Raw genomic sequence first — 13543 nt, forward strand, 5'->3', positions numbered from 1 at the left:
GGGTCGATCCGGCAGCGTGTTGTCGAGACGCGTGTGCCCGTGTCCCGCTATGACCATCAGTGCATTCATCCTCTCGGTCTCCTGCCCGCTTGTCCGGGCCCGTTACTGAAAGGAAGAAAAGCGAACGGACACATCCGCGCGGCCGTTCTGGCCCCGCTGACGATTTCGTCGCTGCTGCTCGGCTCCGCGGCGTTCACCATGAACGCGGCGCAGGCGGTGCCCTCCGCCACGTGTTCGGTGAAGCAGAGCACGACGGTCGGCAAGTTCGACGTCGAGGGCAAGGGCTTCAGGCCGGGCGTGACCGTCTTCTTCGAGAGCAACAACACCCACACCGCGACCGGGAAGGCGGACGCCAAGGGCGAGATCTCGTTCCTGGGCTTCTTCCCCGCGGGCACGATCACGGCACCCCAGCCCGGCACCCCCGAGGTCACCTGCGGCACGGTCAAGCAGGCCGAGCAGAAGGACGCCCAGGAGCAGTACCGCATGGGCTACCGGCAGGGTGCCGCAGCGGTCACCTCCCGCTGACGATTTCCCGGGCCATCGCCACCAGCGCCTCCGTCGCCGGGTGCGGGAAGGCGTCCCGCCAGGCGAGGAGCACCGGCAGCGGGGGTGCGTCGGGGAGCGGGCGGTAGGTGACGCCCGGATGGGGGTGGAGGGCCGCCGTGGAGGCGGAGGAGACGCCGATGCCCCGGCCTGCGGCGATCGCCGTGAGCCAGTCGTCGGTGTTGGCGACGGTGAGGGCGGCCGTCGGGCGGGCGGCGGGGGGCCAGAGCGCGAGGGTGGTCGCGCCCGAGACGGTGTTGAGGACGACCGTCTCGCCCGCGAGGTCGTCGAGGGCGAGCCGGGGGCGGTCCGCGAGCGGACTGTCGGCGGGCAGCGCGACCACCCGCTCCTCGGTCGTGAGCTCCGCCGTGACCAGGCCGGGTGCCTCCACGGCCCCGCGCAGCAGCGCCGCGTCGACCTCGCCGCGGGCGAGGCCGGCGGTGCGGTCGTCGATGCGGAGGAGTTCGAGCGGGGTCTCGGGGTGGGCGCGCTGCCAGCGCCGGAGCAGGGGCGTGGTGTACGGGCCGAAGGCCGACCAGGCGTGCCCGAGGCGCAGCGGGCGGTGGCGCAGTCGCGCGGGGTCGACGGCGGCTTCGAAGGCGGCGAGGGCGGCGGCCGCCCGGTCCCGGAACGCGCGGCCTTCGGCGGTGAGCGCGAGGTGGTGCGTGGAGCGGTCGACCAGTCGGGCGCCGAGGTGCTGCTCCAGGGCGGCGAGCGTGCGGGAGACGGCGGGCTGGGTGAGGTGGAGCCGGGCGGCCGCCCTGGTGAGGCTGGATTCCTCGGCGATGGCGAGGAAGCAGCGGAGGTGGCGCAGCTCGATGCTCATGCGTCCGGAGCATAACCGCAGCGCAATCGGCATTTCCGGTGCGGCGCGGAGGCTCGTAGCGTGGGAGGGGAATTCAGGGTGTGGGCCGGACGGGGGGTGCACTACTCTGGACTTGTGGTCCAGTTCAGTGGACTGGCGTGTGCGTGGTGAAGGAGTCTTCGGTGGACGGTCCCGTCAAGGAGGTGGCCCCGGCGGCGACGCCCGCGGGGGTCTCGGCCGCAGTACCCGGGGCGGGGGCGCCCCGGTCCGTGGCGGGGCGTCGGCTCGGGCCCGTCGCGCTCGTCGTCGCCGGCGGGCTGTCCGTGCAGTTCGGCTCCGCCGTCGCCGTCCTGCTCATGCCCCGCGCGGGCGCGCTCGGCGTCGTCACCCTGCGGCTCGTGCTCGCCGCCGCCGTCCTGCTGATCGTCTGCCGACCCAAGGTCCGCGGCTACGGCCGCGCCGACTGGGGCACGGTCCTCGCCTTCGGCACCGCCATGGCCGGCATGAACATCCTCTTCTACCAGGCCGCCGACCGGATTCCCCTGGGCGCCGCCGTGACCCTGGAGGTCCTCGGCCCGCTGATCCTCTCCGTGGCCGCCTCCCGCCGGCTGATGAACCTCCTGTGGGCGGGGCTCGCCCTCGGCGGCGTCGTCCTCCTCGGGGGCGGCGGCTTCGACCGTCTCGACCCGCTCGGCGCGGCCTTCGCGCTCGCGGCGGGCGCCATGTGGGCCACGTACATCGTCTTCAGCGCGCGTACGGGCCGCCGCTTCCCGCAGGCCGACGGGCTCGCGCTCGCCATGGCCTTCGGCGCCGTCCTCAGCCTGCCGCTCGGCATCGCGGAGGCGGGCGACAAGCTCCTCGTGCCGTCGACGATCGGCCTGGGCCTCGCCGTCGCGCTGATGTCCTCGGTCCTCCCGTACACCCTGGAACTCCTCGCGCTGCGCCGGCTGCCCGCGCCCACCTTCGCCATCCTGATGAGCCTGGAACCGGCCATCGCCGCGACGGCCGGCTTCCTCGTCCTCGACCAGGCCCTGTCCGGCACCGACGCCCTCGCGATCGCCCTCGTCATCGCGGCGAGCATGGGCGCGGTCCGCACCCAGTCCCGAAGGGCCCGGCGGGAGTCCCGCTAGGCACCGTCCGACAAAGGATCCTGGGTGGGTTCGCGGATCCGGCGGGTGTACGCGGAGCCGGCGGGGCGTCCGTTCTGCCTGGTCGGGCACTGATCCGTCGGGTCCCGGACGGCTGACCCGAATCCGTCGATCTTTGGCCGCCCGCCTGTTGAGGGGGCCTGAGGCGGCGTCGATCATGGAGGGGTCGTCAGTCGTACGAGGAGGGGGAGCCGGTCATGGCCCTGGAGATGCGTGAACGGTGCGAGCGCTGCGAGACCGAGGCCCTGGCGCCGGACGGACCCGCCCGGATCTGCTCGTTCGAGTGCAGCTTCTGCGTCCCGTGCGCCGACGCCATGGACGACGTCTGCCCCAACTGCGGCGGCGAGCTGGTGCCGCGCCCGCGGCGAGTCCGCGGCTAGGGGGCACGTCGTGCGGAGGGGGAGTCGGGTGCTGACCGCGATGGTCGCGGCCGTCCTGCTGGGCGGTTGCTCGTCGTCCGGCGCCGAGGAGACGAAGGCGTACTGGCAGGACTACTGCACCCGGCTGGGCACCTGGCAGGAGGCGAGGAACTCCGTGGACGCCTTCCCGGAGAAGTCCGGTGACGCGGACGGCACCACCGGGGTGCTCGCCCAGGCCGTGGTCTCCGCCGCCGAGGTGCTCGACCGGAAGGGGCACGGCGAGGACAGTGCCCGCGTCCTCGACGACACCGTCGCGGCGGTCACGGGCGCGGATCTGGTGGCCGAGGGGCGCGTCGTGTCCTCCTGCGACCGGGCCGGTTTCGAGACCCTCATGAGATAGGCGCGCCCGGGCGCTCGCCGGAGCGTCGGGATCCGCATCGGCGGGTGTTCCGGCGCTCGCGCAGGTCGGAGGGGGTGGTGCCGGCGGGGCCCATCAGCGTCGCTGATGATAGTTGATACCTTCGCGAAGGTTTTTATTTCATGGGTCCATGACCGCATCCACCAGCTCCACTCCGGAGCCGGCGACACTGCCGGCTCGTTCCGGGGCCTACCCGGACGGCAGGACCCCCCTCGCTGACGCCGTGCTCGCAGTGGCCCGACGTGACATCGCCACGTTCCACGCGCTGCCGCTCTCGCACGGCCGGTCTATCCGCGACTCCCACATGCGGGAGACCTACGAGGCGCTCTTCGGCGTCGCGCAGCTCGCGGCCGACGTGTCCTACAGCGGCACGATGCTCGACTCCTTCTTCCGGCCCCGGGGCCCGCTCCGCGAGGCCCAGCGCCTCGCGGCCCGCAGCTTCGGCGCCGACGCCACCTTCTTCCTCTCGGCCGGCACCAGCACCGCCAACCGGGTCGCCCTGACCGCGCTGACCCAGCCCGGCTCCCGCGTCCTCGCGGACCGCTCCTGCCACCAGTCGGTGCACTTCGCCCTCAACTCGCTCGGCGTCCAGGTCGCGTACGCCCCCATGCAGCGCTGCTGCGACGGCTGCCCCCGGACGTACGCGGACCTGCCCCGGCTCCTGGAGATGTTCCGCGCCGCCGCGGCCGAGGGCCGGCCCTTCGACACCGTCGTCCTCTCCGCCGTCTCCTACGACGGCGTCCGGTACGACCTGCCGACCGTCCTCGCCGAGCTCGCCGCCGTCCACCCCACCGTCTCCGTCCTCGTCGACGAGGCCTGGGGCGCGGCGCACCGCTTCCACCCCCGGCTGCGCCCGCTCACCGCGCTGCACGCCGTCGAGGCGCTCCGCGCCGCCGACCCGCGCCTCGCCATGAACGTGGCCGTCACCCACTCCGCGCACAAGTCGATGTCCGCGCTCCGCCAGGGCTCGTACCTGCACCTCATCGGCGACGGAGAGGCCCAGGAGCGCACCGCGCAGGCCCTCTTCCAGCACCACACCACCTCGCCCAGCTGGCCCGTGCTCGCCAGCCTGGACCTGGCCCGGCTCCAGGCCGAGACCGAGGGCGAGTCGCTCCTCGGCCGCTCCCTCGGGCTCGCCCGCACCCTGCGCGTCGAGCTCGCCACGGACCCGAGGCTCTCCGCGTACCGCCCGCTCGGACCCGACGGCCACCTCACCGACGCCGCGCAGCTCGTCAGCGACGACCCCACCCGGGTCCTCGTCGACATCAGCGCCCTCGGCATCACGGCGGCCGACTTCCGCCGGATGCTCTTCGACGAGTACGCGCTGTACGTGGCCCGGGAGAGCGGCGACGCCGTCCTCTTCCACATCCACATCGGGGTGGACGAGGCGACCCTGCTGCGGCTCCTCGACGCCCTGCGCACCATCCAGCGCACCTACCGGAGCGCCTCCGCGGCCCTGGCCACGGGCACCTCCGAGCACTTCATCATCGCCTACCCGCCCGGCATCCCGATCACGGTGCCCGGCGAGAAGCTCTGCGAGCGGACGCTCAGCCAGATCGACGAACTGCGCTCCAGCGGCTGCGAGATCTACACGCTGCGGAACCCCACCGTCTCCGCCCGCGAGCTCGCCGTCCAGGCCGCCACCGGTTCCGTGCCGGCCGCCGTCGACCACCTGACCGTCGAGCGCCTCGGCACCGAACAGCTCACCACCGAGCGCCTCAGTACCCAACAGCTCGCCGGTGCCGCGGCCGCCGTCTCGGCCGCCGGCACCACCGCGGCCACCGTCACGGCCGCCGCGACCGCCGTCGCCACCAGCTGATCCGCCACCCCCGACTCCGAGGAGAACACCTCCATGATCAAGATCGCGGACATCCGCAAGCACGCCGCCCGCTGGCCCCAGCGCGTCGCCGTCGTCGACGGCGAGACCCGCATGACCTGGGCGAGCTTCGCCGACAAGGTCAGCCGCGTGGCCTGCGCCATCCAGGACCTGCTGCCCGAGGCCCGGCCCGCCCGCGCGGTCTTCCTCGCCGAGAACAGCTGGGAGCTGGTGGTCTCCATGGCCGCCGTCAGCTCCCTCGGCATCCCCTGCGTCGGCCTCGACTACACCGCCGGGCCCGTCGCGACGAGCGCCGCGCTCGACCAGCTGGAGCCGACCGTCGTCATCACCTCCAAGGCCCACCGGGGCCTCGTCGAGGAGTGCGGCTGGCCGGGCGGCAGGGACATACTCGACGTGTTCATCGACAGCGAGCCCGCGGGCCTGCCCGACGGCCGGACCGTCTCCGTCAGCTTCACCGACCTCCTCGTGTCGGCCCCCGGCGAACCGCAGCCGGTGGAGCAGCCCTTCGAAGCCTTCTCCTTCACCTCCGGCACCAGCGGCGTCCCCAAGATGGTCGTCCGGCGCACCTCCTTCGAGGCCCGCCGCTTCGCCGACCTCGTCGACCAGTACGCCTTCGACGAAGAGGACGTCCACCTCGTCACGGTGCCGCTCTACCACGCCTCCGGGCCGGGCTGGGCGCGCATCTTCCTCACCCTGGGCGGCACCGTCGTCCTCGGCCCCCACGACGACGCCGAGGAGCTCATCCGCATCATCCAGGAGGAGGGCGTCTCCACCACCCTCATGGTGCCGCCCGTCCTGGCCCGGGTCGTCGCCCACCCGAACTCCGAGCACCTGCACAAGACCTCCCGCCTGCACTTCGTCCTCTCCGGCGGCCGGCACCTCAACCGGTGGGTCATCAACAACGCCTGGGACCGGCTCGGTCCGGTGCTCCACCTCTACTACGGCACGACCGAGACCGGCGTGAACGTCATGATCGGCCCCGAGGAGCTGCACGTGGCCCCCTGCCGCTCCGGCCGCCCCATGCCCGGCAACACCGTCGTCGTCCTCGACGCCGACAACAAGCCGCTCCCCAAGGGCAGCCGGGGCCGGGTCGCCATCGCCAGCTACCAGCTGATGGACAGTTACGCGACGAGCGAGCCCGACTTCATGACCCTCGACTACGGCGGCCGTACGCAGCGCTTCCTGCTCACCGGCGACAGCGGGCTCGTCGATGAGGCGGGCCGGCTCGAACTCACCGGCCGCAACGACGGCGTGGCCAAGGCCGAGGCGGGCAAGCCGCTCGACGTCAACATCTTCGGCCTCGAAGCCGACCTCATGGACCTCCCCTGCGTCCGCGAGACGGCCGTCCTGCGCACCAGCCTCCCCGGCGTGGGCGAGGCGCTCGTCGTGCCCTTCACCCCGGTCGCCCCCGAGCGCCAGGAGAGCGGCTACCGGGCGGTCAGCGCCGCCTGCGCCCGCCGGGTGCCGTGCCTCCCGGCGTACGTGGTCCCCGTCGACGCCATCCCGTACAGCCCGACCGGCAAGGTCCGGGCCGCCCAGCTCCTGGAGTCGGTCCTGCCGCTGCTCGACATCCGCCCCGCGGAGTCCCGCGAGCCGGAGCCGGCGGGGGTCTGACCCGCCCCCGTACGACCCGCCCCGTACGGCCGTCCCCACACGTGGCCGGGTCCCGGAGCCCGTACCCCCTCCTCCGGATCCGGGGCCCGGCCGCCCCTCCCTCCGCACCGCCCTTCCCCGAACTTCCCTGAACTCCCCTCAACTCCCATCCGGCTCAGGCCCGACAGGAAGACTCATGAACAGTCAGAACACGTACACGCGAGGCGTTCTCCTCTGCCTCCTGGCCACGGTGTCCTGGGGCGCGATGTTCCCCCTCATGGACTCCACCCTGAAGCACATCGACCCCTTCACCTTCACCGTGATGCGCTACACCATCGCCGGTGCGATGTTCCTGGTCTTCCTCCGGATCCGCGAGGGCGGGGCGGGGCTCCGCCTCAAGGGCGAACGCATCGGTCTGGCCTGGCTGTTCGGCACGGCCGGCTTCGCGGGCTTCCAGTTCCTGGTCTTCTTCGGCCAGGACCTCATCGGCGAGCGGGGCGCCCTGAACGCCTCGATCATGATGGCCACCATGCCCATGATGGGCTTCCTGGTGAACTGGGTGCTGAAGAAGGTCGTCCCGCCGAAGTTCTCGCTCGTCTTCATCGCGATGTCCTTCGTCGGCACCATCCTCGTCGTCTCCGACGGTGACATCGGCTCGCTGATCGCCTCCCCGAAGACGGCCGGCGCCGACGCCCTGCTGCTCTTCGCCGCGCTGTGCTGGGTCGTCTACACCTCGGGCGCGAGCTACTTCCCGACCTGGTCCCCGATCAAGTACACGGCGATCACCACGGTCCTCGGCCTCGCCAGCGCCGCCGTGATCACGGCGGTCATCCTGGCCGCCGGCGGCGTCCCGGTCCCGACGGCCGGTGCCGTGGGCTCGATCCTTCCCCAGCTCGCCTACATGAGCGTCATCGCCGGCTTCGTCGGCGTCCTCGGCTGGAACTTCGGCAACCGCTACCTCGGCCCGCTCAACGGCGTCCTCTTCATGGACGTCGTGCCGATCACGGCCTTCGTGATCTCCGCCCTGACCGGTGTCGTCCCGGCCGGCATGCAGATCGTGGGCGCCTCGCTCACGGCGGCGGCGCTGGTCTTCAACAACCTGTACCTGCGCCGGGTCGCCGCCAAGGCCGCCGCGGCCGCCCCGGCCCCGGCTCCGGTCTCTGTCGTGGCTTCCGGTTCCGGTACGGGTACGGCTTCCGGTTCCGGTACGGCTTCCGGTACGGGCTCCGCTTCGGGTTCCGCCTCGGCCCAGGCGCCGGTCGCCTCGGGCAGCAGGTCCTGACCGGCACCGACCCGCTGAACGCGTACGGCGTGGCCTCCCACATCCGTGGGGGGCCACGCCGTTTCCCGGCTTCTCACGGCGGCCACGCGGCCGATCAGCCGCGCAGCCCTTCGAGGAGGACGGTCCGCAGCTCCTCGTGCCGCTCGGTGAGGTCCCGGCGGCGGCTGAGGACGTCCGAGATGTGCTGCATGCCGAAGAAGGCGGAGACCAGGACGCGGGCCGCCGCGCGTGGTTCCACTCCGGCCCGCAGTTGTCCCGCGTCCCGGACCTCGGCGATCAGCCGGGTGAGGTAGTCCTCCCAGCCGACGTACGGCTCGGGGAGCTCGGCGTCGATGAGGGCCCGCTCGATCTGGAGCCGCGCGCCGGCCTGGACGACGATGTCCCGCGCGAACGCCCGGGTGACCGCGTCGAGGACGGCGACGAGCGTGTCGAACGGCTCCTCGTGGTCACCCTCGGCGCCCTTGAGGATCTCGGGCCAGCGCGCGTAGTGCTCCTGCACGACCGCGACCGCCAGGGCCTCCTTGTTCGTGTAGTGGAAGTACACCGCCCCCTTGGTCATCTCCGCGCGCTCGGCCACGTCCTGCAGGGTGACGGTCGCGTAGCCGCGCTCGGCGAAGAGCTCGGCCGCCGACTGGAGGATGTGCACCTTCGTGCGCCGGGCGCGCTCCTGCTTCGGTTCGCTCCGGGGCTTGGTCTCGGCGCTTCGCTGCTTCGGCTCGGCGCTTCGCTGCCTGGGCTCGGTGCTCCGTTGTCGGGGTTCGGTGGTCCGTGGCCCGGGTTCGCTTCGTGGTGTCGCCATGTCCGTCCGCCTCTCTCGTTCCTATGCCTTGCAATATACATTCTCGAAGGTATATTTCTTGCTGTCGAGGGGCCGCCGAGGTCCCTCGTCGCCACGGTGCTTCACCTTGAGGGGGATTAAGGATGTCCATCAGTGTGCTGCAGAGCGTGTTACCCGTCGAAACGCTCGCGCACGTCGGGTCCCTGGAGTCACTCATCCGGGAGGCCAAGGAGGGCCTGAGCTTCGACCGCACGATCTCCCGCCGGTTCGTGCACCGTGCCTCGGTGACGGAGGTCTTCCTCACCGACGCGGTCGTCGCCGGGGCCGACCGCTTCCTGGTCGGTGCGCAACTGCCCCGGAACCACGCGCTGTACCGCCCGGAGACCACCGGGCAGTGCGACTTCATGCTGCTGGTCGAGACCGTACGACAGGCCGGCATCTTCCTGAGCCACCGGTACCACGACGTGCCGCTCGGCCACCACTTCATCTTCAAGGCGCTGTCGCTGCGCATCAGCGACCCGGCCGCCCTCCGGGTCGGCTGCGGGCCCCTCCCGGTGGTCCTCGACGTGAAGGTCGTGACGCCCGCCGGCGGACGCAACCCGCGCCGCTTCGACGCCCGCTTCGACATGGTGATCGAGGTCGGCGGCCGGGAGTGCGCCCGCGCCTCCGCCGGAGTCGTCGTGATCGACGGCACTCGGTACGGGCGGCTCCGACAGCGCGGCCGGGCCGCGGAGACCGCACCCGTGGAGCCCGTGACCTCCGCGTACGGGACGGCCGCGGGTGCCGACGACGACCGGTACGTCCTGCGCCCCGTACCCGCCGCGGAGGAGCGGACCCGGCCGGCCGGCGCCCGGGAATGGCGGCTGCACGTCGACCCCGCGCACCCCGGCTACTTCGAGCACCCCTCGGACCACGTGCCCGGGATGCTGCTCCTGGAGGCCTTCCGGCAGGCCGCCCGAGAGACGACGGGAGGCGCCGCGCTGACCTCGCTGGACGCCGACTTCGCCGTCTTCGGCGAGCTGGCCGAGGCCGTGGCCGTCGAGGCCGCGCCGACGGAGGACGGCCGGGTGCGCCTCTCCGCCACCCAGGGCGGCCGCGTCCTCGCCACCGCCGTGGCCCGCTGCGCGTGACGGCACCGCACCACGTGCGGCCGCACGTCCCGCCGCGCGTTCAAGGCAAGAACGGACGAGCGTAGAAAGGCAGAAGGATGGAACTCCAGCACTTACGGGCCTTCCGCGAAGTGGCCCGGGAACTCAGCTTCACCCGCGCGGCCCACAACCTGCACTACTCCCAGCCCGCCGTGACCGCGCAGATCAAGGGCCTGGAAGAGGACATGGGGGCCTCGCTCTTCCAGCGGCGCGGCAACCGCTCCGTGGAACTCACCCCGGCCGGCGCGCGCCTGCGCCCGCTGGCGGAGCGGATCCTCGAACTCGTCGAGACGGCGCAGTACGAGATCGCCGACCCCGCACCCTCCGTGGTGGACCGCCGGACGGCCCCGCCGGCCGGCATGACCGGCCGCTTCACCGAGAGCCGTCCCGCCGAGAGCCGTCTTGCCGAGAGCCGTCTCGCCGACCGCCGTCTCGTCGACAGAGGGGGCAGAGCATGAGCATCGCCCCGGCCCGGGCCGCGTTCTTCGACGTGGACGAGACCCTGATCACCTGCAAGAGCATGGGCTGCGTCCTCGCCCGGTACTGGGGACGCGGAGAGATGGCCGCCCGCAGGCTCGCCGCGGCGCGCGCCTCCCTCCAGCGCCAGATCCGCGAGGGCGTGCCCCGCGAGCAGGTGAACCGCTCCTTCTTCCGCTTCCTCACCGGCAGTCACCTCGACGACCTGGAGACCAGCGGCCGGGAGTGGTACGAGAAGGCCCGCGCCGGCGGCCTGCTCCACCGCCCCGTGTACGAGGCGCTGCGCCGCCACCGGGACGCCGGCGACCTGGTCGTCCTCGTCTCCGGAGCCTTCTCCGCCTGCCTCGACCCGCTGGCCCGGGAGGTCGGAGCCGACCTCGTGGTGTGCACCGTGCCCGAGGTGACCTCGGAGGGCCTGCTCACCGGGGAGCTGTCCGGCCCGCCCATGATCGGCGAGGCCAAGGCCGAGGCCGCCCGGCGGGTCATGTCGGCCTTCGGCATCGCCGCCGAGGAGTGCTTCGTCTACGCCGACGACGAGAGCGACCTGCCGCTGCTGCGCTCCGTCGGCCATCCGGTCCTGGTCGGCGACGGGCCGATCTCCGCCCCGCCGTCCGAGACGGCGGCCTGGTCCTGGCTGCCGGGCCCGGCACCGGTGACCCCACCCGCCCCGTCGGCCGGATCCCCGACCGGTCTCCCGGCGGCCGCGCGCCCCGCGCGCACCCCGGCGGCGCAGGCGGCCTGAGGCTCCGTACCGGGGCGCGGATCCCTCCGCCGTCGCAGCCCACCACGGAAGCCCCGCCCAGAGCCCCGATCCCCACGGAAGCCCCGCCCGTACGAGAGCCCCGCCGCCACGGCGACTCCGAGGGCCCGGGACGCACCCGTCACTCGCGTGACTTCCGTACCCCCACGGACTCTTGCGCATCCCCCACAGGCGCAAGCCCCACCCGTGCAGTCCCACCTGCGCGATCCTGCTCGTGCGAACTCCGCCGCGCGGCCCCTCCTGCGCGAGTCCCACCGCGCAGCCCCACTTGCGCGAGTCCCACCCGCGCAGCCCCACTTGCGCGAGTTCCACCGCGCAGCCCCACCTGTGCAAGCTCCGCCACGCAGCCCCACCTGTGCAAGCCCCGCCCCGCCGCGCAGCCCCGCCCCGCCCCGGCTCAGCCGCCGCGGGAGCCCGACAGCGCGGGCTCCAGGATGTCCCAGACCTCGCTCACCAGCTCGGCGGGACCCGTCGCGTCCGTCGCCGTCACCACGGCAGGCGCACCGACGAGGAGGGCGACGACGAGCCGGGCCAACAGGTCGGCCGGATGGGCGGTGCGGACCGAGCCCTCTCCCTGGCCCTTGCGGATCAGGCGCGTCACGATGTCGCAGAGCCCGCCGATGGAGGCGGGTGTGGTTCCTTCGGCGCGGGCGGCGTCCATGACCAGGCGCAGCCCGGCGGCGAAGGGCAGGTCCTCGTGCACCTTGCGGGCGAGGTCGAGGAGCAGTCTCCGCAGGGTGGGCAGTGCCGCGCCGCTCTCCTCCGCCTCGCCGGCGGCGGTGGCGAGGGCATCGGCCCAGGCCGACTCGAAGGAGCGGGTCAGTTCACCGGCGAGGTCGGCTTTCGAGGAGAAATGTCCGTAGAGAGCTCCCTTGGTCAGTCCGGTGCGGGCCGTGATGTCGGCCAGGTTCGTCCCCGCGAATCCATGCAGGGCGAACTCGGCCGCTGCCGCGCCGAGCACCAGGTCATAGGTCATGCGGGCCCTGTCCTGTTGCCTCACCGAGCGTCCGCCTCCCTTCCGCTGTGGCGGCCTCCATGTCTCTCATGACGGCCTCTCAGAAAATACCTTCCAGGCAGAATCTTTTTCTACTCGCATCAGTACCACCACTGAACCTCCACGCAAGGAGTACGAGTCATGACTGTCGTCGACGCCCCGGTCTCCCTCGCCGCCGCCTCCTCCCTCTCTCCCGCCCCCCTCGCCGCCGGCCGGCTCCGGGCCGCCGCCGCGCGGCACGCCGAGGAGGCGGAGCGGACCGGCCGGCTCCACCCCGAGGCCGTCGAGGCGATGACCGCCGCCGGCCTCGCCCGGCACTTCGTGCCCCGCCGGTGGGGCGGCAGAGCCGGGGGCTTCGCCGAACTGCTCGACGCCGTCGCCGAAACCGGCACGGCCTGCGCCTCCACCGCCTGGTGCGCGGTGCTGCTCGCCGCCCACGGCCGTCTCGCCGCGCACCTGCCGGCCGAGGGGCAGCGCGAGCTGTGGGGCGACTCGCCCGACGTGCGCGTCGCGGCGGCGATCGTGCCCCCCGCCGGCCGGCTCGCCCGGGTGCCCGGCGGCTGGACCCTGACGGGGGAGTGGGCCTTCGCCAGCGGGATCGAACACGCCGACTGGGTCCTCCTCGCCTGCCTCGACCACTCGGGGGACGGCGCCCCGGCGTACCGGGTCCTCGCGGTGCCGCGCGAGCGGGTCGGGATCCGGGAGACCTGGGACGCGGTCGGGCTCCGCGCCACCGGCAGCCACGGCGTCACGGTCGACGGGGTCTTCGTGCCCGAGCACCGCACCTTCCTCCGCGAGACCCTGGTGGCCGGCGTCGCCGACACCGACGCGGCCCCCTGCCACCGGGTGCCGTACCAGCTGGTCGCCGCGCTCCTCTTCGCCGCACCCGCGCTCGGCGCGGCGCGCGGGGCCTTGGAGGCCTGGACCCTGCTCGTCGGCATGCGCCGCCTGCCCGACGGGCGGCCGCTCACCGACGACCCGACGGTCCAGCAGACCCTGGCCCGCTGCTCCGCCGAGATCGACGCGGCCCGCCTGCTCCTGGAGGCGGCCGCGGCCCGCGCCGACGGCCCGGCTCCGTGCGGCCCGGCCGCCGCCGCCCTCAACCAGCGCGACTCGGCCCTCGCCGTCGACCTCCTCACCGGCGTGGTGGAACGCCTCGTGCGCACCGGCGGCGCCCGTGGTCTCGTCGCGGGCGGCGATCTGGCGCGCGCCTGGCGGGACATCCACGCGATCGCCGCCCACGCCGCCCTCCAGCCCGCCCCGGCGGCCGCGGCCTACGCGGCGACGGTCTTCCCGCCGGGGGCCTGAGGCCCGTCGTCGGCGGGCGGCCGGGTCCCGCCGTCCGGCTCAGAAACTAAAGCAAGCACGCTTGATTGTTTCTGGTCCCGCTGGCATGCTCCT

The 13543-nt window shown here is 73.2% G+C and carries 14 protein-coding genes; 11 read left to right on the forward strand and 3 right to left on the reverse strand.

The genetic code is table 11. The features are described 5' to 3' along the window. Nucleotides 1-198 precede the first annotated feature (198 nt). Nucleotides 199-525, forward strand: coding sequence for a hypothetical protein (locus ABZ318_RS01900; protein ID WP_356900521.1), 327 nt, complete (start codon nucleotides 199-201; stop codon nucleotides 523-525). On the opposite strand, the gene ABZ318_RS01905 is transcribed toward ABZ318_RS01900, so the two are convergent. After that, nucleotides 512-1369: a LysR family transcriptional regulator gene (locus tag ABZ318_RS01905; protein WP_356900522.1), complete on the reverse strand. Its 858-nt coding sequence runs from the start codon at nucleotides 1367-1369 to the stop codon at nucleotides 512-514. The genes ABZ318_RS01900 and ABZ318_RS01905 overlap by 14 nt on opposite strands. 248 nt (nucleotides 1370-1617) lie before the next feature. Between ABZ318_RS01905 and ABZ318_RS01910 the strand changes: the two genes are divergently transcribed. From ABZ318_RS01910 to ABZ318_RS01935, 6 genes are all read left to right on the forward strand, one after another. Beyond that, nucleotides 1618-2478: an EamA family transporter gene (locus ABZ318_RS01910; protein WP_356900598.1), complete on the forward strand. Its 861-nt coding sequence runs from the start codon at nucleotides 1618-1620 to the stop codon at nucleotides 2476-2478. A gap of 215 nt (nucleotides 2479-2693) precedes the next feature. Beyond that, entirely contained in the window at nucleotides 2694-2876 is a 183-nt protein-coding gene (locus ABZ318_RS01915) for a DUF1272 domain-containing protein (protein WP_356900523.1), read from the forward strand. A gap of 28 nt (nucleotides 2877-2904) precedes the next feature. Further along, entirely contained in the window at nucleotides 2905-3255 is a 351-nt protein-coding gene (locus ABZ318_RS01920; protein WP_356900524.1) for a hypothetical protein, read from the forward strand. Between the two features lie 148 nt (nucleotides 3256-3403). Further along, complete coding sequence (locus ABZ318_RS01925) at nucleotides 3404-5092, forward strand: arginine decarboxylase (protein ID WP_356900525.1); 1689 nt, start codon at nucleotides 3404-3406, stop codon at nucleotides 5090-5092. A gap of 33 nt (nucleotides 5093-5125) precedes the next feature. Next, nucleotides 5126-6724 (forward strand): class I adenylate-forming enzyme family protein, encoded by a 1599-nt coding sequence (locus tag ABZ318_RS01930; RefSeq protein ID WP_356900526.1) that lies wholly within the window; start codon nucleotides 5126-5128, stop codon nucleotides 6722-6724. Between the two features lie 175 nt (nucleotides 6725-6899). Then, a complete protein-coding gene (locus tag ABZ318_RS01935) occupies nucleotides 6900-7985 on the forward strand; it encodes a DMT family transporter (RefSeq protein WP_356900527.1) in 1086 nt (361 codons plus the stop codon). A 94-nt stretch (nucleotides 7986-8079) separates the two neighbouring features. Here the strand turns inward: ABZ318_RS01935 and ABZ318_RS01940 are convergent, their stop codons facing one another. After that, nucleotides 8080-8784, reverse strand: a complete 705-nt coding sequence (locus tag ABZ318_RS01940) for a ScbR family autoregulator-binding transcription factor (protein WP_356900528.1) — start codon at nucleotides 8782-8784, stop codon at nucleotides 8080-8082. Nucleotides 8785-8930: 146 nt separating this feature from the next. On the opposite strand from ABZ318_RS01940, the gene ABZ318_RS01945 reads away from it, so the two are divergent. The 3 genes from ABZ318_RS01945 to ABZ318_RS01955 all read left to right on the forward strand — a co-directional run bounded on the left by ABZ318_RS01945 (nucleotide 8931) and on the right by ABZ318_RS01955 (nucleotide 11130). After that, nucleotides 8931-9893 carry a ScbA/BarX family gamma-butyrolactone biosynthesis protein gene (locus ABZ318_RS01945; RefSeq protein ID WP_356900529.1) on the forward strand — a complete coding sequence of 321 codons (963 nt, stop codon included), beginning with the start codon at nucleotides 8931-8933 and terminating at the stop codon, nucleotides 9891-9893. Between the two features lie 77 nt (nucleotides 9894-9970). Beyond that, complete coding sequence (locus ABZ318_RS01950; RefSeq protein WP_356900530.1) at nucleotides 9971-10369, forward strand: LysR family transcriptional regulator; 399 nt, start codon at nucleotides 9971-9973, stop codon at nucleotides 10367-10369. After that, nucleotides 10366-11130, forward strand: coding sequence for an HAD family hydrolase (locus tag ABZ318_RS01955; RefSeq protein WP_356900531.1), 765 nt, complete (start codon nucleotides 10366-10368; stop codon nucleotides 11128-11130). The genes ABZ318_RS01950 and ABZ318_RS01955 overlap by 4 nt, the downstream gene beginning before the upstream one ends. Nucleotides 11131-11545: 415 nt before the next feature. On the opposite strand, the gene ABZ318_RS01960 is transcribed toward ABZ318_RS01955, so the two are convergent. Continuing rightward, a complete protein-coding gene (locus ABZ318_RS01960; RefSeq protein ID WP_356900532.1) occupies nucleotides 11546-12124 on the reverse strand; it encodes a TetR family transcriptional regulator in 579 nt (192 codons plus the stop codon). 159 nt (nucleotides 12125-12283) lie between these two features. Between ABZ318_RS01960 and ABZ318_RS01965 the strand changes: the two genes are divergently transcribed. Further along, a complete protein-coding gene (locus ABZ318_RS01965) occupies nucleotides 12284-13450 on the forward strand; it encodes an acyl-CoA dehydrogenase family protein (RefSeq protein WP_356900533.1) in 1167 nt (388 codons plus the stop codon). Nucleotides 13451-13543: the final 93 nt, after the last annotated feature.

It is taken from the genome of Streptomyces sp. NPDC006197 (assembly GCF_040613865.1).
GTDB lineage: Bacteria > Actinomycetota > Actinomycetes > Streptomycetales > Streptomycetaceae > Streptomyces.